General features: G+C 37.6%; 19 protein-coding genes and 3 other annotated features. Of the genes, 3 read left to right on the forward strand and 16 right to left on the reverse strand.

Annotation, left to right across the window (positions count from 1 at the left end):
• Positions 1 to 3: 3 nt before the first annotated feature.
• Positions 4 to 1,725, reverse strand: coding sequence for a DNA polymerase/3'-5' exonuclease PolX (polX, locus tag KHA87_RS10730; RefSeq protein WP_213094043.1), 1,722 nt, complete (start codon positions 1,723 to 1,725; stop codon positions 4 to 6).
• A gap of 97 nt (positions 1,726 to 1,822) precedes the next feature.
• Entirely contained in the window at positions 1,823 to 2,362 is a 540-nt protein-coding gene (locus KHA87_RS10735; protein ID WP_213094044.1) for a CvpA family protein, read from the reverse strand.
• A gap of 157 nt (positions 2,363 to 2,519) precedes the next feature.
• Between KHA87_RS10735 and rnhC the strand changes: the two genes are divergently transcribed.
• Positions 2,520 to 3,458: a ribonuclease HIII gene (gene rnhC / locus KHA87_RS10740; RefSeq protein ID WP_213094045.1), complete on the forward strand. Its 939-nt coding sequence runs from the start codon at positions 2,520 to 2,522 to the stop codon at positions 3,456 to 3,458.
• Here the strand turns inward: rnhC and fdhD are convergent.
• Positions 3,455 to 4,258 (reverse strand): formate dehydrogenase accessory sulfurtransferase FdhD, encoded by an 804-nt coding sequence (gene fdhD / locus KHA87_RS10745; protein ID WP_213094046.1) that lies wholly within the window; start codon positions 4,256 to 4,258, stop codon positions 3,455 to 3,457. The genes rnhC and fdhD overlap by 4 nt on opposite strands.
• Positions 4,259 to 4,284: 26 nt before the next feature.
• Positions 4,285 to 6,636 carry an FdhF/YdeP family oxidoreductase gene (locus KHA87_RS10750; protein ID WP_213094047.1) on the reverse strand — a complete coding sequence of 784 codons (2,352 nt, stop codon included), beginning with the start codon at positions 6,634 to 6,636 and terminating at the stop codon, positions 4,285 to 4,287.
• 248 nt (positions 6,637 to 6,884) lie between these two features.
• On the opposite strand from KHA87_RS10750, the gene KHA87_RS10755 reads away from it, so the two are divergent.
• Positions 6,885 to 7,529, forward strand: a complete 645-nt coding sequence (locus tag KHA87_RS10755) for a Bax inhibitor-1/YccA family protein (protein WP_213094048.1) — start codon at positions 6,885 to 6,887, stop codon at positions 7,527 to 7,529.
• Between the two features lie 342 nt (positions 7,530 to 7,871).
• Here KHA87_RS10755 and pheT read toward each other — a convergent pair whose 3' ends face one another.
• From pheT to KHA87_RS10770, 3 genes are all read right to left on the reverse strand, one after another.
• Entirely contained in the window at positions 7,872 to 10,286 is a 2,415-nt protein-coding gene (gene pheT / locus KHA87_RS10760) for a phenylalanine--tRNA ligase subunit beta (RefSeq protein ID WP_213094049.1), read from the reverse strand.
• Positions 10,287 to 10,460: 174 nt separating this feature from the next.
• Entirely contained in the window at positions 10,461 to 11,498 is a 1,038-nt protein-coding gene (gene pheS, locus KHA87_RS10765) for a phenylalanine--tRNA ligase subunit alpha (RefSeq protein WP_213094050.1), read from the reverse strand.
• Positions 11,499 to 11,539: 41 nt separating this feature from the next.
• Positions 11,540 to 11,775, reverse strand: a binding site (T-box leader).
• 92 nt (positions 11,776 to 11,867) lie between these two features.
• Positions 11,868 to 12,623 carry a TrmH family RNA methyltransferase gene (locus tag KHA87_RS10770; RefSeq protein ID WP_213094051.1) on the reverse strand — a complete coding sequence of 252 codons (756 nt, stop codon included), beginning with the start codon at positions 12,621 to 12,623 and terminating at the stop codon, positions 11,868 to 11,870.
• A 111-nt stretch (positions 12,624 to 12,734) separates the two neighbouring features.
• Here KHA87_RS10770 and sspI point away from each other — a divergent pair, with 111 nt between their 5' ends.
• Positions 12,735 to 12,944 (forward strand): small acid-soluble spore protein SspI, encoded by a 210-nt coding sequence (gene sspI / locus KHA87_RS10775; RefSeq protein WP_213094052.1) that lies wholly within the window; start codon positions 12,735 to 12,737, stop codon positions 12,942 to 12,944.
• Between the two features lie 398 nt (positions 12,945 to 13,342).
• On the opposite strand, the gene KHA87_RS10780 is transcribed toward sspI, so the two are convergent.
• The 9 genes from KHA87_RS10780 to KHA87_RS10820 form a co-directional block, all read right to left on the reverse strand.
• Positions 13,343 to 14,428, reverse strand: coding sequence for a M42 family metallopeptidase (locus KHA87_RS10780; RefSeq protein ID WP_213094053.1), 1,086 nt, complete (start codon positions 14,426 to 14,428; stop codon positions 13,343 to 13,345).
• Between the two features lie 81 nt (positions 14,429 to 14,509).
• Positions 14,510 to 15,025 carry a dUTP diphosphatase gene (locus tag KHA87_RS10785; RefSeq protein ID WP_249310260.1) on the reverse strand — a complete coding sequence of 172 codons (516 nt, stop codon included), beginning with the start codon at positions 15,023 to 15,025 and terminating at the stop codon, positions 14,510 to 14,512.
• Positions 15,026 to 15,080: 55 nt separating this feature from the next.
• Positions 15,081 to 15,653, reverse strand: a complete 573-nt coding sequence (locus tag KHA87_RS10790; RefSeq protein WP_213094054.1) for a TVP38/TMEM64 family protein — start codon at positions 15,651 to 15,653, stop codon at positions 15,081 to 15,083.
• 182 nt (positions 15,654 to 15,835) lie between these two features.
• Entirely contained in the window at positions 15,836 to 16,201 is a 366-nt protein-coding gene (locus tag KHA87_RS22515; RefSeq protein ID WP_213094055.1) for a DUF1294 domain-containing protein, read from the reverse strand.
• Between the two features lie 33 nt (positions 16,202 to 16,234).
• The gene (rplT, locus tag KHA87_RS10800) at positions 16,235 to 16,594 is read right to left on the reverse strand and encodes a 50S ribosomal protein L20 (RefSeq protein ID WP_213094056.1); all 360 of its coding nucleotides are present in this window, start codon (positions 16,592 to 16,594) and stop codon (positions 16,235 to 16,237) included.
• A gap of 31 nt (positions 16,595 to 16,625) precedes the next feature.
• Positions 16,626 to 16,823, reverse strand: coding sequence for a 50S ribosomal protein L35 (gene rpmI / locus KHA87_RS10805; RefSeq protein WP_101354900.1), 198 nt, complete (start codon positions 16,821 to 16,823; stop codon positions 16,626 to 16,628).
• Between the two features lie 21 nt (positions 16,824 to 16,844).
• Positions 16,845 to 17,348 carry a translation initiation factor IF-3 gene (gene infC, locus KHA87_RS10810; RefSeq protein ID WP_126647797.1) on the reverse strand — a complete coding sequence of 168 codons (504 nt, stop codon included), beginning with the start codon at positions 17,346 to 17,348 and terminating at the stop codon, positions 16,845 to 16,847.
• A gap of 184 nt (positions 17,349 to 17,532) precedes the next feature.
• Positions 17,533 to 17,668 (reverse strand) — a sequence feature (ribosomal protein L20 leader region).
• Between the two features lie 140 nt (positions 17,669 to 17,808).
• Positions 17,809 to 19,731 carry a threonine--tRNA ligase gene (gene thrS, locus KHA87_RS10815; protein WP_213094057.1) on the reverse strand — a complete coding sequence of 641 codons (1,923 nt, stop codon included), beginning with the start codon at positions 19,729 to 19,731 and terminating at the stop codon, positions 17,809 to 17,811.
• Positions 19,732 to 19,779: 48 nt separating this feature from the next.
• Positions 19,780 to 20,017, reverse strand: a binding site (T-box leader).
• A gap of 198 nt (positions 20,018 to 20,215) precedes the next feature.
• Complete coding sequence (locus tag KHA87_RS10820; RefSeq protein WP_213094058.1) at positions 20,216 to 21,073, reverse strand: putative sporulation protein YtxC; 858 nt, start codon at positions 21,071 to 21,073, stop codon at positions 20,216 to 20,218.
• Positions 21,074 to 21,117: the final 44 nt, after the last annotated feature.

Here is a 21,117-nt window from a genome sequence, read left to right on the forward strand (position 1 = left end):
GCCTTAGCTGTCGTCACTATTTAGAAACGTTATCAGCTCTTCAGGCTCCAATGTATTCAGTACTGTGTTTTTTTGAATCCAGCCCTTTCTTGCTGTTCCAACACCTAAATCCATATATTTTAGGTTTTCCATATAGTGGGCATCCGTATTGATGACAATTTTCACACCTTGTTCTTGTGCTTTTTTTATATAAGCCGGCATTAGGTCCAACCTGTTTGGGTTGGCATTAAGCTCCAGAACAGTATTAGTTTCCTTAGCAAGTTCAATTAATAAATCGATATCCACATCATAGCCTAATCGTCTCCCGATTTTTCGTCCAGTCGGGTGGGCAATAATATCTACATGAGGATTCATTAATGCTGTTTTCAAGCGCTCCATAATTTTCGTTTTAGATTGTGTAAAGCTTGAATGAATAGATGCAATCACAATATCCATTTCTGCTAAAATTTCATCATCAAAATCAAGGGTCCCATCCGGTAAAATATCCATCTCGATTCCTGATAAAACTAAAATATCATCATATTTTTCATTTAAGCGTCTAATTTCTTCTTTTTGTTCTCGCAATCTTTCGACTGTTAGTCCATTCGCTACTTTTAAATATTGAGAATGATCCGTAATCGCCATATATTTATACCCTTTTTGGCGGCATGCCTCAATCATTTCCTCAATGGTAGCAGTACCATCGGACCATGTTGTATGCATATGGAGGTCACCTTTAATATCATTTAATGTAACAAGCTCGATATTGGAACGAAACTCTTTAACTTCCTTGCCGTCTTCGCGAATTTCAGGAGGAATGAATGGAAGTCCAAAATGATGGAAAAACTCCTCCTCCGTGTTAAAGGTTAACATCGCCCCTGTTTCCTGATTCTCCACACCGTATTCACTGATTTTCTCTCCCCGTTCTTTTGCAAGCTGACGCATTTTAACATTATGATTTTTCGAGCCAGTAAAATGATGAAGCGCTGTGGCGAATTGTTCGGGCTGTACAAGTCGAAAATCGATATTAATATCATAAGTATCTGAAATCGTTATGGATACTTTTGTATCACCGCTGGCGATTGCTTCTGATGCTTCATTTAATCGCAGCAATTGTTCCTTTACAAGCTTTGGTTGTGTTGTTGCGATCACATAATCTAAATCCTTCAAAGTTTCCTGCAATCTTCTTAAGCTTCCCGCTCTTGAATATTTGTCAATCCCCTTCATATGATTAAGAGCTGCTTCTATCATGTCAATGTATTTCAACATAAATGCAAGTGGAAAACGATCCGGCTTCGCCCCAATTGAATTGATTGCTTCTAAGATTTTTTCCTCCGTTTTTTTTCCAAAGCCTTTTAATGCCTGAACTTGACCGGATTCGCAAGCATCTCTCAAAGACTCTACATCTGTAACACCTAACTCCTGATAAAGTCTGGCAATCTTCTTTCCGCCTAGCCCTTGTAATTGCAGTAAAGGTATGAGACCTTTTGGAACTTCCTCTTGAAGCTCCTTCAGCATGTTGGAGCTCCCTGTTGAAATAAATTCTTCTATAACAGTGGCTGTTCCTTTCCCAATTCCATTTAAAGCTGTAAAATCATCAATTTCTGTTAGTATTCTTGGATCGGCTGTCAAAGAAGCCGCTGCTTTTCGGAAAGCAGATATTTTAAAGGAATTTTCTCCTTTTAATTCTAAATAAGTAGCGATCTGCTCTAATAATCGAATAACATCCTTTTTATCTACATTCATGTATAACACCGTCCCATCTTCATTACCGGTTATATAACTATACTATATACTAGCAAATCGAGGGTAAAAAGAAAAAACTCCTCCTTAAAGAGAAGTTTTACCCCACATACTCCAACCACCATTGCTTTAGCTGGTTAGATAAAATCGGAGTGTTCTTAATGATTCCCTCCGCTAAAAACGACTTGTCAATCCAATGCTGGATCGATTCAATTGGAATTAAGGCCCCGATATATAATACAATAAATACAAATAGGTAGACTTCAATAAAGCCTAAAATTCCTCCCGCCCAAACATTTAATTGCTTAATGACTGGGACTTTCGCAACAAAATCGAGCGTTGACCCAATAATATGCAAAATTATTTTCACAGCGAAAAAGATGATTGCAAAGGCAATTGCTCGGTAATAGGCTGCCTCCACATTCATACCATCAAAAATCATTTTAAAGGAAGCATTTTCGTGTAGGGAAGGGTATGGAATCCATAGTTTTAATTTATCCGCAAAATCGGGATAATACATATAAGCAACAATAAACGCAATAATAAAGCTTGCCATATGTATTAATTGAAGAATAAATCCTCTTCTTAACCCATTAAAAAAACCGATCACAAAGATTAATAGTATAATAATATCAACCATATCAGTTTCATTCCTTTTTGTGTTTTCAAACCATTTGCCATAATGACAAAACGCTATCTAATATGATACACGAATCGCAACTTTTTGGGAAGAATTGTCCGCATACTGTAAGAAGGAACATTTGCTAAATAAATAAGCTAAATATCTGGAGGCAAAAATGTCTAATATCATTATTCAAGCACCCCCTTCATTATTAGAAAATATGAAAGCACATTATAAAGGAGTACTAATCGATAAAATTCCTCAGGGCGGTGTATTTGTCGCAAAGATGAATAACTGTACCATTACCGCTTATAAATCCGGAAAGGTAATGTTTCAAGGGAAAAATAATGAAATAGAAGCTGGAAAGTGGGGAAATCCAGAAGCGAAAAAGCCGTCCACCGCCGCTAAAGCCAAAACATCTGGCCCTCCCCTTCCTAAGAGTATTGGGACAATGTCCTTAATTGGTTCTGATGAGGTTGGTACTGGAGATTACTTCGGCCCAATAACAGTCGTAAGTACATATGTGAAGACCGAACAAATCCCATTATTAAAAGAGCTCGGTGTAAAAGATTCAAAGGATTTATCGGATCCACAAATCTTGAAGATTGCTAAAGACTTATTACATGTAATTCCTTATAGTTCCCTCAAGCTTCCAAACGAAAAATACAATCAATTACAATCAACCGGAATGACGCAGGGGAAGATGAAGGCAATCTTACATAACCAGGCATTAATCCACTTATTAAATAAAATTTCTCCAGAGGAGCCTGAGGGTATTCTAATCGACCAGTTCGTGGAGGCAAATACTTATTTTCGTCATTTGAAGGATCAAAAGCAGATTTGCCGAAAGAATGTTTATTTTAGTACGAAGGGTGAGAGCGTTCATATTGCAGTCGCTGCCGCATCCATACTAGCCAGATATGCCTTCGTTAAGGCAATGGATGAATTAAGTGTAGAAGCAGGCTTCACATTGCCAAAAGGGGCTGGCCACCAAGTTGATCAGGCTGCCGCAAAACTAATAAAATTAAATGGGGAGAAATCCTTAGACCATTTTACAAAATTACATTTTGCAAATACGGAAAAAGCGAAAAAAATAACAAAAGGCAGGAGCTAAAACCCGCTCTTGCCTTCTATTACCCTTTCCGGATTGGAATAGATATTGAACTGATTATTTCGAATAAAACCAACTATCGTGATTCCTAAATCATTAGCTAGCTCAATAGCTAAGGTAGATGGCGCGGATTTGGAAAGAATGATGCCTATTCCTATTTTTGCCACCTTCAATAATACTTCCGATGAAACTCTCCCGCTGAACGCAATCACTTTGTCAGAACGTGACAGTTTTTCTTTTAGACAAATGCCATATATCTTATCAAGAGCATTATGCCTCCCAATATCCGTTTGGATATACAATAGATCCTCCACACTGCAAAGAGCTGCATTATGCACTCCACCGGTTTGTCTAAAATCAATCGATTCTTCCTGCAGTAGCTTCATCAGAAGAAAGCACTGCGAAACGGTTATCCTCGTTTTGCTCAGTACAGTTCTAGCTGTCCGGGCATCATTGTGAAAATAAAATTGTCTGCTTTTCCCACAGCAGGAACCTATAAATCGCTTTGCATAAAATTCTTTATTTATAGACTGCTTGACCTTCAGACTAATATAAGCCAAGCCCTTCCCTTCATCAAACGTCATTGATTCAATATCATCGTATAAACGTACTAAGCCTTCCGAAGCTAAAAAGCCAATCACTAACTCCTCGAGATTTATTGGAGAACAGACCATAGTAGCGAATTCTTCTCCATCTACATAAATCGTTAGCGGATATTCAACCGCCACCTCATCTTCTAATTCTACGAGAGTATTCCCATCATATTTGACAACCTGAATTTTATTCCTTATGCTACTGTTCATTGTTTTCCCTTCTTCTCATACTTCCTTCAAACAATATCAACCTCTAAATCTTCTATCCGTTTCTCCATGTATTTTGTATCTTTTTGAGCATGAAAGGTTTCGGCTTTTTCAACAATTACCGCTGTATTATATTCGGGAATCCCTGCATATTTTTCGTACACTCCCTTTGGAATAAGGACATTTCCTTCAGGCCAATACACAAGTATGTTTCCCCGTCTTGTTTCAGCAAATCTGGCACGTCCATGAAAATAACCGTGTTTATTGTAAATGACTATCGACTCACCCTCACGAATATTCAGATCTTTAGCATCCTCTTCATGCATTAAAACATCATAGCGATCCGCGTTATTAAACGGATCTGTCTCATTATAAATCATCGAATTAAACTGTTTCCCTCTTCTAGTAGTTACATAGAAATGCCCTTCCGGCTTTCTAAGCTCCGGAAGTTCAATAGGGATTAAATGGCCACGTCCATCCTCCGTTGGACAAATTCCATCCTCACAAAGCCAAGCACCCCCCCATTGAAATACATCACCCTGTTTCTTTAAGTGTTGGATTCCATTATAATTTGGGTTTGCTATAGCAATTTCCTCCCTGATTTGACTCGAATCGGTGAAATTCATCCATTGCTTTGCTTCCGGATTAATTCTAGATGCCAAATCTACATATATTTCCCATTCTGGGCGGGCTTCTTCTATTCTTGGTCCCTTTATTTCCGGTGAAAAATATACCATTCTTTCCGTAGAGGTTGAGGTGCCTCCACCTGGCTGTTCATAACGCGTCATAGCAGGTAATACGATGACTTCCTCTTTCGCATCTGCTAAGGTTGATGTATTGAAAATTATATCCTGATGTACCCTTAATTCAACATTTTCCAAGCATTGTTTTATAAAAGCAGGGTCCGGCATCGTTTCAAGAAAATTTCCTCCGGATGTATAGAATACCTTTAATTTTCGTTCATGTTCTTGTGGAAGCATTGCATTTTCTAGAGATACTCCAACAATATCCCCTTGCCATTTCGGGATATCGAATCCCCAAACCCTCTCCATTCTTTCAATGTTCTGCTCATCAAAATCGCCTCCAGGCAATACAAATGGATCCGCCCCCATCTCACCAGAGCCTTGGACGCCAGAATGACCGCGAATCGGCATAACACCGCAATGCTCCTTGCCTATAAAGCCTCTAAGCATAGCTAGATTGGCAACCTGTGAGATATTATCCGTTCCAAAGCGATGCTGTGTAAGCCCCATCGACCATACAAAAACAGCGCTTTTAGCATTTGCCAACGTTTCTGCAAACTGTCGCATTTGCTCCTTCGTTATACCTGAGGATTTTTCTAGGATGGTCCATTCTTGTTTTTCGACGTGCTCCTTTAAGCCTTCATACCCGGAAGTATGCTCTCTTACAAAGGAATGATTAATCGCGGAACCGATTTCCTTTTCCTCCATTTCGAACCAATGCTTCATGACTCCATTCATGAAGGCAATATCTCCGCCGATATTAACCTGGTAAAAATCATCGGCAAGTTTCGTTCCAAAAAGAGCTGAGTCAGGAATTGAAGGAACCCAATATCCATCCATAGCTGGCTCACGGTATGGGTTAATGCAAATAATCTTCGTTCCCTTTCTCTTCGCAGCATACATATATTTCGTCGAAACCGGCTGGTTATTCGCAGCAACAGAACCCCAAAATACTAGTACATCTGTACCTATCCAATCAAGATAGTTGCAGCTCGATGCCCCAATTCCAAGGGAACGCTTCAATGCTGTTTTACTTGGAGAATGACAGATACGTGATGCATTATCAATATTATTGGTGCCAAGAAAGCGTGCCAGTTTTCCTGCAGTGTAATATACCTCATTCGTTATTCCTCTAGATGTTAGGTAAAATGCAAGCTGCTTAGGATCAATTCCCTTTATTTTATTTGCAATACGATCCAACGCCTCATCCCAAGATATTCTAGAAAAGGTCGTTTCGCCTTTTTTCCTGGAAAGTGGATAGGGAATTCTCCCTAGCTTCCGTAAATCGGTGCTGTTCAGCTTCCGAAGCTCCTCGATATCGCTATGCAGTATCTCCGTTTTAATGGCAGGCATAGTATTCAGCCTAAGAACATTTAATCTTGTTGTACAAACATGCGGCCCTGTTAGGGTTTGATCATATAATCCTGAAACTCCAAGCGCACAGCCGTCACAAACTCCTTGTGTCAAAATCCTGGTTGCATATCCTAAATTGTCACGATTTTCCCAAGCGACCTTCAATGTGTCTCGAATATGTTTTGGTTTTACTTTTCCAAGTCCAAATGGAATCGGGCTTACCCATAGAGAGGGATCTGGCGTTTTCGGCAATTTAATCGGCCCTTGATGCTTTGTTTTCCCCATACTGACCACCTTTCCTAAAGGATATACGCAAAAAGCCACCGCATTCTCCCAATTTCATAGATTCAAAGAAGGTCGGTGGCAGTATCGTTGCTAGATTATCACTTATTTTATAAATATAATAACAGGTAAGCGCTTTCAATTCAAGGTACTGATTTACCCCATCATACTGCCACAATAAATTACCGATTCAGCTTGTATAATTTATATGGTAAAATGAATACACTGGTTAAAAAGGAGATGAGCTAAATATGTATGATGTTTATGCCAACACCAAAAAAAGGGACTTAATGGGATCCGTATTAAAAGCATTTGCCCTTTCACTTTGCATGGCAGTGATCGGGATGCTTATCGGAACAATGGTACCACCTGTCTTATTTATGCCATTAATGATTGTTGAGTTCATCATGATTCTTTCCGCCTTTCTATTAAGAAGGAAAAAAAGTGTCGGATATGGATTTTTATTCGCCTTTACCTTTATATCTGGAATTACCACCTATCCAATTATTGCACATTATTTAGCTACTTCAGGTGCTAAAGTTGTTCTTTCAGCCTTTACTGCTACTCTTGTTATTTTTTCTGTAATGGCTGTTATAGGGACACGGACCAAAAAAGATTTATCCTTCTTAAGCGGGGTTCTACTGACAGCTTTGCTTGCTTTAGTCGTAATTGGGTTAATTAACATCTTTTCACCGTTTTCGTCTACTGCATTGTTCGTAGCATCTATTATTGGAACCGTTGTGTTTTCTCTTTATGTAATGTATGACTTCAATCGGATGAAACGAATCGAATTTACAGAAGAGGCTGTGCCGCTCCTTGCACTTAACTTGTTTTTAGACTTTATTAACTTGTTCTTAGACTTGTTAAGACTAATCGGGTTTATTAGCAGGGATTAATTAAACAAGAGGATCCTTTAAGTAAGGATCCTCTTGTTTATTTTGTAAATAGCTTCTCTATATCTACAACAAAACCATTCAAAATGTTTGAATTCCACTACTCCTTTTTCTTTGAAAACATTCATTAAAATATACTAACCTTGCTGATTTAAACAATACACTTGCAATATATTCCGTAATGGAATCAGTATTTTCTTTTATTTCTTGAAATTTTTCCATAGATTCAAATTCATTATATTTCATATCCAAACCGAGAAATCCTTTCCACGGTCTATACTTTTCTAATTGTACCATGCTTAAGACAAAAAACCGCGAAGCCTTTGGGCTTTGCGGTTCTTTGCATTATCCTCTTAACTCTGCACCTGCTTGTTCTTTTACAGCTGCAAGTACTTTATCATGAGCTTTTACAACTTCTTCGTCTGTTAACGTTCTTTCTGGATCCATATACGTTAAGGAGAAAGCGATGGATTTTTTACCAGGTTCCATATGCTCCCCTTCATATAGATCAAAAATGGATACGTTTTTCAATAATGATCCGCCTGCATTTTTAATAATTTCTTTCAGTTCACCAGCATTCACACTACGATCCACCACTAAAGCGATATCACGTGTCATTGCTGGAAAACGAGGAATGGCCTTATATTGCAATGCAGGGACAACTTCTTCAAAGACTGGTTTCATATTGATTTCAAATACGTATGTTTCTTTTAAATCTAAGTCTTTTTGTACTTGTGGATGTACTTGGCCGATATATCCAATTACGTTTCCATGAAGGAATATTTCAGCTGTTCTGCCTGGATGCATTCCTTCCACAGCAGAAGCTTGATACGTGATAAGATCACCTACTTCAAGTTCTTCAAACAAACCTTCAAGAACACCCTTTGCTACATAGAAATCAACTGGCTTTTTCTCGCCTTGCCATGGATGATTTAACCAAAGACCTGTGATTGCTCCGGCTAAATGTTCATGCTCTTCCGGCTGGGCACTATCTGTCGTTTTTAGAAAAACAGATCCTATCTCATATAATGCAATAGATTCGTTCTTACGAGCATTATTATATGAAACCACTTCTAAAAGCTGTGGAACAATGCTTAATCGCAAATAGCTTCTTTCTTCACTCATTGGCATAGCAAGACGAATAGGCTCGCGCTTTTCAAGTGCAAATTGAGAAGATTTTTCTAAGCTTGTCAATGAATAAGTTACCGCTTGGTTTATTCCTGCACCTTCTAAAAATCTTTTTGTTGTGCGCCGTTTCCTTTGAACATCGTTCAATCCGCCAGGTGTTGCAGCACCTGTTGGCAAAGTTGTTGGTAGATTATCGTATCCGTACAGTCTTGCTACTTCTTCAATTAAATCTTCTTGAATGGTAATATCTCCACGTCGTGTCGGTACGGTTACCACAAATGTGTGATTGTCCATCTCTACCTCAAATTGTAAGCGATGGAAGATGTCCTTCACTTCCTCTAATGAAATAGATGTTCCTAAGAATGAATTAATCTTTTCGAGTGAAATAGAAACAACTGCAGGTTCGACCTTCAAATAATTAACCTCTACTGTTCCATCAAGGACTTCTCCGCCAGCATATTCAGCCATTAACTGAACAGCGCGCTCTGCCGCATCATGAACACGGTTGGGATCAATGCCTTTTTCATATCGTGCACTTGCTTCACTTCGTAACCCGTGATCTTTAGAGGCATTTCTAATTGTTTGTGCATCAAAATATGCCGATTCAAGCAAAACTGTCGTAGTATCTGAAGTAACCTCCGAATTCGCTCCACCCATTACACCAGCCATTGCAACCGGTTCTTTTCCGTTCGTAATAACAAGATGATTGGATTTCAACGTTCTTTCCGCATCATCAAGAGTGATTATTTTTTCCCCTTCGTGTGCTAAGCGAACAACGATTTCCTTAGAACCAAGCTGGTCATAATCAAATGCGTGTAATGGCTGACCATACTCTAAAAGGATAAAATTAGTAATATCTACCACGTTATTATGAGGGCGAATACCTGCAGACATTAATCTAGTTTGCATCCATAATGGGGATGGACCGATTTTTACATTTTTAATTACTTTTGCTGTATACAGTGGATTTGCTTCTTTTGCTTCTACCTTGACAGAAATATAATCGGAAGCTTTCTCAGAAGAATGCTCATGATGGATATTAGGAAGTTTTACTTCTTTTCCTAAAATCGCACCTGTTTCATAAGCAACACCAAGCATGCTTAAGCAATCAGAACGATTGGGTGTTAAACCTAACTCTAGAACTTCATCATCTAAATTTAATAAGGCAAGTGCATCAGAGCCAACTTCCACATCATTAGGAAAAACAAAAATTCCCTCTGAATATTCCTTTGCCACTAGTTTATTGTCTATACCCAACTCTTTGAGCGAACAAATCATTCCATTTGATTCTTCCCCGCGCAATTTTGAACGTTTAATTTTAAAGTTACCCGGTAGAACAGCGCCTACTTTTGCTACAGCAACCTTTTGCCCTTTTGCTACGTTAGGTGCTCCACAAACGATTTGTACTGGTTCTCCTTCTCCTAAATCAACCTGACAAACATTTAATTTATCAGCATTTGGATGCTTCTCACGTTCGAGTACATGCCCCACGACGACACCACTTACACCCTTGCTTTTTTGTTCTACACCTTCCACCTCGATACCGCTGCGTGTAATTTTTTCCCCAAGGTCGTGTGCGTTAACTCCTGTTAAGTCTACATATTCTTGCAGCCATTTATAAGATACTAACATCTATATCACTCCTACTATAATTTGACTAATCACCTAATTGTTGCTTTTCGTATTTTATTTAATATCCTAATAAGATTTCATCTTGGCGCATGTTTTCTTTCATAAGAAATCCATCTACCACTAGAATCAGAAACTTATCAGTTTTTCCCATAGCAACAAGATGAAAAAGAGCTTTTACTCAATAACAGCAAATTGCTTTAAGAAACGAATATCATTTGTATAGAAATGACGAATATCATCAACACCATACTTTAACATCGCAATACGCTCAGGTCCCATTCCGAAAGCAAATCCTGTATATTTTTTCGAGTCAAATCCGGCCATTTCAAGAACATTTGGATGAACCATTCCTGCTCCTAAAATTTCAATCCAGCCTGTTCCTTTACATACATTACAGCCCTCTCCACCGCATATTTTGCAGGTGATATCCATTTCAACAGATGGCTCTGTGAATGGGAAGAAGCTTGGGCGGAGGCGGATTTCACGATCTTCTCCAAACATTTTTTTCGCAAACACTTGAAGAGTTCCTTTTAAATCCCCCATCGTAATATTTTCATCGACCACTAAACCCTCAATTTGCATGAATTGATGGGAATGTGTCGCATCATCATTGTCACGGCGATATACTTTACCTGGGCAAATAATTTTCACTGGTCCTTTGCCTTCATGGTTTTCCATGGTCCTTGCCTGGACAGGTGATGTATGAGTGCGAAGTAACAGTTCTTCTGTAATGTAGAAGGAATCCTGCATATCACGAGCGGGATGACCTTTAGGTAAATTTAATGCTTCGAAGTTGTAATAATCCTTTTCAACCTCAGGACCTTCTGCAATTTGATAGCCCATTCCAATAAAAAGGTCTTCAATCTCTTCGATTACCTTTGTCAACGGATGATGATTTCCAACTTTTACTGGACGGCCAGGTAAAGTGATATCAATTGTCTCAGAAGCTAATTGCTTCTCAACAGCTGCCGTCTCCAATGCTTTTTGTTTTGCTTCCATTTTTTCACTGATTGCCTCTCTTACTTCGTTAGCAAGAGCTCCCATTTTCGGGCGTTCTTCAGCAGACAGCTGGCCCATTCCTCTTAATACTTCCGTGATTGGACCTTTTTTTCCTAAATACGCAACACGAATATCATTAAGCGCTTTTAAGTTTTCTGCAAGATCAATTTTTTGTAAGGCTTCTGCTTGAAGCTCTTTTAATTTTTGCTCCATGTTAATTCCTCCTATAAAAAAATAAAAAACCCCGTCTCCACAAAAGGGACGAGGTTATCATCGCGGTACCACCCTAATTAACATAATTCACTTTCATTATGTTCACTTATTACAAATAACGGCTCTTCACCGAAGCATCTTTACGTTTAACTAAACGGTCCCGATGCTGACTCGAGGGGTGAATTTCACTTCCTTCTCCATAAAAATGCTTCCAGTCTGCGACATTTTCTCCCTAAATGGATTACACAAAGCTACTTTTCCCTGTCATTGTCTTTAGACATCTATTCAATTGTTTCTATTATAGTATTTTGTGAAATGATTTTCAAATGGATTTTGATATTTTATGGCATTTTTTAAGAAGGGTGTCGACTAATTTTTAAAATAATACATCAAAATACCGGCTGCCACTGCCACATTTAAAGATTCACTCTTCCCAAAGATCGGGATATAAAGATTTTTATCTGTTAAAGCGAGCACTTCTTTTGACACACCATTTCCTTCATTTCCTAAAATCAGTCCAAAAGAAGAGGCGGGCTCTACTTCCTTATACGGAATACCATTTTCTAAAGCAGTTCCATAGACTGGAACGTTTGCTTCTTTTAGCTTTATAATCCATTCGTCCAACCTACCGGATAAAAAGGAAAGATGAAAATGACTCCCCTGTGCAGACCGAAGAACCTTTGGATTATATAGATCAGCAGTACCCATCCCTAAGATTACTGCATCTATTCCAGCGGCATCTGCAGTCCGAATCATCGTGCCTAAATTTCCTGGATCTTGAACCCCATCGAGCATCAAATATGCTTTTCCTGTTAATTCATTCATTACGGCTTTTCTAATTTTACAAATTGCAAATATCCCTTGTGTTGTTTCTGTATCAGAAATGCTTCGGCTTATTTCCGTTGTGACTCTGGTGATGGGGAGATTATCGACATTCCAGTTAGAGGGAAATTCTACTTCCTCACTTATAATGATTTCCAAAATCTCATCCTTATATTGCAATGCTTCTTCTACTAAATGAAAGCCTTCCAAAAGGTAAGTATGTGTTTTTTCACGTTCTTTTTTCGTTAATAGTTTTTTCCACTGTTTCACTTGTGGGTTCTTAACAGATTCTATGTATTTCACCAAAATTTCTCCTTCTTCATACTTGCTTTCCATTATAACGTATTTTTCATACATAGAAAATTTACGGTGTGAAATGATAAAAAGGATAAGAATAAAAAGGAGTGTGTCTACATGAATTTAAACCTGCGCAATGCCATTATTCATAATGTTTCCGGCAATACACAGGATCAATTAAAGGATACCATCGTGGATGCGATACAACGCGGTGAGGAAAAAATGCTTCCAGGCCTAGGAGTATTATTTGAAGTCATTTGGAATAACGCAGATGAAGGCGAGAAAAGTATGATGCTTGAAACATTGGAAAATGGATTAAAACATTAATCGATCTTTCACGTATACTGTATTTGGTACAAATTCTTGCTTTTTCGTAAATGATAATAAATCCTAATTTAGCGTTACGCATGGATAAATATATCCATGCGTTTTATTAGTATGGCTTGAATACTTTGGTGGACACTGGTTCATTTATTTTTAATAATTATGCCCTTGTGTAGATTTTTGCGGACACTCGTTCCATTAATCCGCAAAAATTTTACAAAAATGAAGCCTTTATAGCTGATTAGCGGATCATGTGTCCTCGAAAATCGCGAAATCACCCTTTTTGTCACAGATAACGGATCCAGTATCCTCTCAGGTCCCACATCCCAATCTATAATAAAAGCCTAAATCACATGATTTAGGCTTTTATCCAATATATCACTTAAAAGTATCTTGCTTTCTTATTCAAAAGTAAGCTTATTTACTGTGTCGCGATCCATGCGCTTAATCACTTCTGTAATAAGCTTTACTGCATTTTCGTAGTCATCACGATGTAGCATTGCAGCATGTGAATGAATGTAACGAGTTGCAATCGTAATCGCAAGCGACGGTACACCATTTGCAGTTAAATGAATAGAACCTGCATCTGTTCCTCCGCCAGGGATGGATTCATATTGGTATGGGATATTCAATTCTTCCGCTACACCAACAACAAAATCGCGTAGACCTTTATGTGAAACCATAGAAGCATCATAAAGAATTATTTGCGGACCTTCACCCATTTTACTCATTGCTTCTTTTTCAGAAAGTCCCGGAGTATCGCCAGCAATACCCACGTCCACGGCAATACCAATATCAGGGTTAATCACATGTGCTGCTGTTTTAGCACCGCGGAGTCCAACTTCCTCCTGAACATTTCCTACACCATACACAATGTTTGGATGCTTTTCATTTTTCAAGTTCTTCAATACATCAATAGCAATCGCACAACCAATGCGGTTATCCCACGCTTTAGCTAAGAGCATTTTTTCATTGTTCATGACAGTGAATTCAAAATATGGAACGACCATATCACCAGGAAGTACGCCCCATTCCATAGCTTCTTCTTTGCTGGATGCACCGATATCAATGAACATATCCTTAATTTCATATGGCTTTTTTCGTACTTCCGCAGATAATACGTGCGGAGGCTTGGAACCGATAATACCTGTGATATCCCCTTTTCTTGTTACAATCGTTACACGTTGGGCCAGCATAACCTGTGACCACCAGCCACCAACTGTTTGAAAACGGATGAAGCCTTTATCATCAATCTTTGTAACCATGAAGCCAACCTCATCTAAATGGCCAGCCACCATGATTTTTGGACCATTTTCGTCCCCAACCTTTTTGGCGATTAAGCTTCCTAAACCATCAGATGTTACTTCATCTGCATACGGCTCTATGTATTTTTTCATTACATCATGAACTTCACGTTCATTTCCTGGAATCCCTTTTGCATCTGTTAGGTCTTTCAGCATCGTTAATGTTTCGTCTAATTTTGCCAATTTCATGACCTCCATTAAATAATAGTATATGTACCAAATTAATTATAATAGAAAAAACTAAAATGCACAAAAATTCTGCTATTAATATCCTTGTTTTTGCCTTTTGTAGTTTATTTCATTTTTCGCTATATATGCTTGCTGGACATCTTCTATGGAAAAGCCCAAATTCATACCTAATTGAAAAAAATCCTGAAGAAGCATCGTAAAATCTTCTTCTGACTTTGTTCCTTTTAATTTAATAATTCGTTCGTATACTCGCAAAAACAAAGAATTTAAATCTTCCTTATTATTTTGTTTGTGGAGAAAGATATTTCGATTTTCAAATCCCAATTCAATACCTATGGATAAAATAAAATGCACGCCATCCACAAATTCTTCTAAAATAATATTTTGCTCGGATGGCCCTTTTTTACTCCAAAACTTAAAGCATCTTGTTTCATTAGCCAATTCTCCGATTTCTACCAGTAAAGCAAGCACTTTTCTATCAAATAAATCCTCGTTTTCGAGATGATTTTCCATCTCAATATATTGATCCAATTGCTTTTGCATTTGAAACCATTCCATTAATTCCATCGTTTCACCCTCTTCTAATATCATCATAATATTTCCTTACCTCTATATTTTATCAAAATAAAAAAACCCTTTAAGGGTTTTATGAAGTTTCCTGAAAAAATTCGCGCCACTTCATGACAATGACTTTTTCTCTTAATATATAAAACAATATGGAGAGTGCAAGTAAAATCATTACTATCATACCTGGTGTAAAACGGGAAATAAATTGTCCGAATACCGTATAGAAAAAGACTAGAGGAAGATTTGTAATAACGGAGCCTTTCATATAATCTTTAAAATTTCGAGTTCTTTCCAGCAAACAAACACTTAATAGCTGATAGTGGATAAATGGAATAAGGCGTAAGATAGCAATTTGACCAACAGTTAACTTAGCCCGATGACCAAACCATTTTTGCTTTAATTTGATAAGCTTTTCGTAAGTTTTCGGGATTTTTTTAAATAATACATAGCTGAGGGCAGATAACAACAATAATCCAATTAAAGAGTAAGCGATTCCGAGTAAGCTTCCAAACAAAATTCCTCCTGCCATACAAACAACCGCTACAGGGATAAATAAAAACTGCCTTAAGATATGAAATAAAATAAAGAGGAATGGGGCTAAAACGGCACTGCTTTCAACAAATGAAAACAAAATCACTAATTGATCGTTCACCTTTTCACCCGCCTTTGATGATTAAAGCATTTTCCTATACATTTTGCTTGTTTTCTCAAATTCTAAATTATTATCAACTATTACTAATCCATAATGACGTAAGCAAAACGGTATAAGAATTAAGCTTTTCTAAGATGATGAACCATATTTATAACATATTGAACAGTTTGTATGGTTATTACTCAAATATGTATTAGAAAATAGAAAATAACTAAATCGGCTATTGCCAAGAACGGAAAACCCCATTTGAAATTCAGATGCTGAGTTTTATGACGAAAGACACTCATTCCCAATGTCGTACCACATGCACCACCAATAATAGCTATTTTCCAAAGAGTCCTTTCAGGAATTCTCCATTTATGTTTTTTAGCATAGTTTTTATCTGTCCCCATAATGATGAATCCTATCATATTGATAAAGATAAAATATCCGATTATGATATTGTTAACATTTTCCCTCTCCTCTGATAAAAAAATATCCCAGTCTTCGTATAAATTGCTCCTACCATTGCAATAACGTGTAAGAATAGGCTGTATATAAAAAGCCATTCTCGTATCTTGAGAATGGCTTTTTCATCTAACTTATTTAGAGTATTGTGCTTTTGCTTGGTTTGCAAGTTCTGCAAATGCTTTTTCATCATGAATAGCAAGATCAGAAAGCATTTTACGGTTTACTTCAATACCAGCAAGCTTAAGACCGTGCATTAAACGGCTGTAAGAAAGACCGTTAATACGAGCAGCTGCGTTGATACGAGTAATCCATAGCTTACGGAAGTCGCGTTTTTTCTGACGACGGTCACGATAAGCATACATATAAGATTTCATTACTTGTTGATTAGCAACTTTAAATAATGTATGTTTTGAACCGAAATAACCTTTTGCTAGCTTAAGAACTTTTTTACGACGTCTGCGGGTAACTGTACCGCCTTTTACACGTGGCATAATATTTCCCTCCTATTTCAATTACGAACGATTAAATATTAGAAAGCATTTGACGAATGCGTCTGAAATCGCCTTTAGAAACAACTGTAGATTTACGAAGCTTACGTTTTTGTTTTGTCACTTTATTAGCGAATAAATGGCTTCTGTAAGCATGAGAACGTTTAAGTTTGCCAGAACCTGTTCTCTTGAAACGCTTTGCTGAGCCGCGGTGAGTTTTCATTTTTGGCATAGGATTTTCCTCCTCATAACATTACTTTTCAGTTTTTGGTGCTAGAACTAAAAACATACTGCGTCCGTCCATTTTGGGCTTTGATTCCACCGTACTTACCTCTGCACAAGCTTCGGCGAAACGATCAAGTACTCGTTGACCAATTTCTTTATGTGTGATGGCACGGCCTTTGAAACGAATGCTTGCTTTTACTTTATCTCCCTTTTCAAGAAACTTAAGGGCATTACGAAGCTTTGTATTAAAATCATGTTCTTCAATGGTAGGGCTCAAACGAACCTCTTTAATACTGATGACCTTTTGATTTTTACGTGCTTCTTTTTCTTTCTTTTGCTGTTCAAAACGATATTTACCGTAATCCATAATACGTGCTACTGGCGGTTTCGCATTTGGCGCAACCAGAACAAGGTCAAGGTTTACTCTTGAAGCAATTTCAATTGCCTCATTACGAGATTTGACACCTAGCTGTTCACCGTTTTGACCAATGAGACGCACTTCACGTGCACGAATGCCATCGTTAACCATCATATCTTTGCTAATAGTTAGCCACCTCCAAGGTTTTTACCTAAGCAATCAAATATCTGTTGATTACAATACAGTAACTGTAGCTCGTCTTTTGCTTCAAAGAAGCTAGGTTAAGCTGGAATAAATGGTTTGGGTTAAAAGAATTGCTCTCCACCTACTGAAGCCTCTTTATTGTCAAGTTTCTTAGAACAAATAAAAAGTGCGGGCTGAGATACCCGCACTTACATTCACGTATGAATAGTTTTGAATGTGATGAATTCGAAACCTGCCAACTGCTCATTAGCGTCAATCAGGCGAGAAGCGGGTTGCTCCTTCTTTTCCTCAAACTAATATTCAATTTACCTTAGATAATATAACATATTACTTTAGTAGATGTCAAATGGCTTTCTTTCATTTTCGTTTCATTAAAGCAACATCATCAATATTATCAAAATTAATTAATTGGTGCAATAGTTTTTTCCTATTACCTTTTAACTTCCGCTTTGATAGCTTCCATAAATTGCGCAAATGGTACGGTTTCTGATTTTTGTTCACCATATTTACGAACATTTACCGCATTTTCGGCCGCTTCATTGTCCCCTACCACTAGCATATAAGGGATTTTTTGCATTTGAGCCTCACGTATTTTATAACCCATTTTCTCGTCGCGCAAATCAAGTTCAACTCTTAATCCAGCTGCACGGAGCTGTTCCTTCACTTGTTTTGCATAATCCAAATGAGCTTCAGGAGATACAGGGATAACGGCTACTTGAACAGGAGCTAGCCAAGTTGGGAACGCCCCTTTATATTCCTCAATTAAGTAAGCTACAAAACGTTCCATAGTTGAAACGACACCACGGTGAATAACAACCGGACGATGTGGCTTACCGTCTTCTCCGATATAATTTAAATCAAAGCGCTCTGGAAGTAAAAAGTCTAGCTGTACAGTGGATAATGTTTCATCCTTTCCTAGTGCCGTACGAACTTGCACGTCAAGCTTCGGACCGTAAAAGGCTGCTTCCCCTTCCGCTTCAAAATAGTCAAGACCTAAATCGTCCATCGCATCCTTCAGCATGCTTTGGGCTTTATTCCACATTTCGTCATCATCGAAATATTTTTCTTTATCTTCCGGATCACGATAAGAAAGGCGGAAAGTGTAATCTGTAATATTGAAATCTTTATAGACATCAATAATTAATTCAACCACTCGTTTAAATTCATCTCTGATCTGATCAGGGCGAACAAAGATATGAGCATCATTCAAAGTCATACCGCGTACCCTTTGAAGTCCGGATAAAGCACCAGACATTTCATATCGGTGCATAGTACCGAGTTCGGCAATTCGAATTGGCAGTTCCCGGTAGCTATGAATACCGTTTTTAAATACCATCATATGATGTGGACAGTTCATAGGACGAAGAACAAGCTGTTCATTATCCATTTCCATTACCGGGAACATATCATCTTGGTAATGATCCCAGTGACCGCTTGTTTTATATAAATCTACACTTCCCATAATTGGTGTATAGACATGATCGTAACCTAAGCTTTCTTCCTTATCTACAATATATCGCTCTACTACACGGCGAATGGTAGCCCCTTTTGGCATCCATAATGGAAGACCTTGTCCAACTTTTTGGGATGTCATAAATAAATTTAATTCTTTCCCGATTTTGCGGTGATCACGTTCTTTTGCCTCTTCCAGTAAGCGTAAGTGCTCATCAAGGTCTTCCTTCTTGAAGAATGCTGTGCCGTATACACGCTGCAGCATTTTATTATCACTATTACCACGCCAGTAAGCACCAGCGATGCTTAATAGCTTAAACTCTTTTATTTTTCCTGTTGATGGAACATGTACACCACGACAAAGATCGATGAAATCGCCTTGTTCATATACTGTGACTTTTTCCCCTTCCGGAATGGCATCAATTAATTCTTGTTTATATTCATCACCGGCAAATAGTTGCTTTGCTTCCTCACGTGCCACTTCTTTGCGAACGATAGGTAAATTTTCATTTACAATTTTTTTCATTTCTTTTTCAATCTTTGGCAGATCCTCCGGAGTTATGGATACATCAATATCCATATCATAATAAAATCCGCCTTCAATAACAGGACCTACACCAAGCTTCACATTATCAAACAAACGTTTAATTGCCTGCGCCATTAGATGTGCTGTACTGTGGCGAAGTATTTCCAGTGCTTCGGGCTGATCAGGTGTAATGATCGCAATAGTGCCATCCTCATGGATTGGTGTGCGTAAATCTATTAACTTGTCACCCAGCTTACCCGCTAAAGCTTTTTTCTTTAATCCCGGGCTAATGGATGCCGCAATATCTTCTGTTGTTGATCCGCTGGCAAATTCCTTAACGGCGCCATCTGGAAAAGTAATTTTAATTTCAGACATGTTGTCCACTCCTTGTTTTAGTTTTGGAAAATAAAAAACTCGCCCCTGGAAAGGGACGAGTATAATATACACGTGGTTCCACCCTACTTTTCACCTCTAAAAAATAGAAATGACTTTAGGAATTTGATAACGGAATTTTCCCGTCAGCTACTACTTATCTCAAGCTTTATGTTCGCAGCCAAAGTTTAGAGGTGGTAAGTATTCATTTCGTGTTGGAAAGCTTTCACCATGTCTTTCCTCTCTGGAAACCGTAAAGAAATACTCTTGTCCTCATCATTACTTTTAGTATAATTCATTTCGTATGTACGTAATTATAGAAGTTTCTTCGAAGAAAATCAAGAGTATGAAATATTTTTCCTTGTTTATGACTCTTTTCTTAAATTAGGAATGCTTATGTAGCAGAATGCCTTAAATACAATCCTTATTTGGAGTAAATAACCTTTAAGAAAAGATCCGAAATAAAGTCTTCATTAAAAACTAGGTCCTATGTGTTTGCAAGCTTAGTAAAAAAAGTATTTCTTTCCTGCCAAAATTGTTCTTTATTTGCTAGCATAATTCTTTCTTCGAATATATTTTGAAGAGTACGAATTAAACCATTATCAAATGAATCTGCGTACAGATATATTTTCTTAGGTGCAATAGATAATAATGGAGCAATAGTTACGGAATCTATATAGATTGGATGATTAGTTAATAGTCTCCTATCTAACATATTCGCTATTTCACTCTTTGTCATTTCCTGAAATTGATCGTTATAGAAAATCCCATACTCCTCAAAATAGATTCTGACCACATCCAGCTTGGAAGGACGTTCCAACAAATAATCTCTCAACATTTGAATGAATACTTGATATTCTTGCTCCATCTTGTATTCATCAATGGCAATTTCCACATATACAATAATTTGTTCATAATATTCCTTTAATCGAAATTTAATCAATGAATCAAAAGATACTGTATCATACTGTTCTAATAAAGCGGAGACAGCATGACGAATCATTTTCGTTTCATTCATTTCGCTTATGATTGAGGTTAATTCAGGTCGATCACCATTAAACATATCAATAACTATTTCTAAAATATTATTTTGTTCTTCTTCCTCTTTAAAAAAGAAATATTCTCTTAAAATATCCTTTACCCAATCGTTTCTTTTCTTTTGAATGATAAATTGGCTGAATCCTGTTTCAACCTCCTCTAACGATATGGCTGAGAAATCTATAGTCAAAAAATATTGTTTTTGATTCTGAAAAATTGTTTCATGAAACCAAATTTCTTTGTCTCTTTGAATAAAATATTCATGCAGCCAGACTGCATCATCCATATATTTAAAAATAAAATCCAATATAAGCCCCCCTTGCAATGGAAATTCCATGTTTTATATATATG

The organism is Bacillus sp. FJAT-49736 (genome assembly GCF_018343615.1).
Taxonomy (GTDB): Bacteria; Bacillota; Bacilli; order Bacillales; family Bacillaceae_C; genus Margalitia.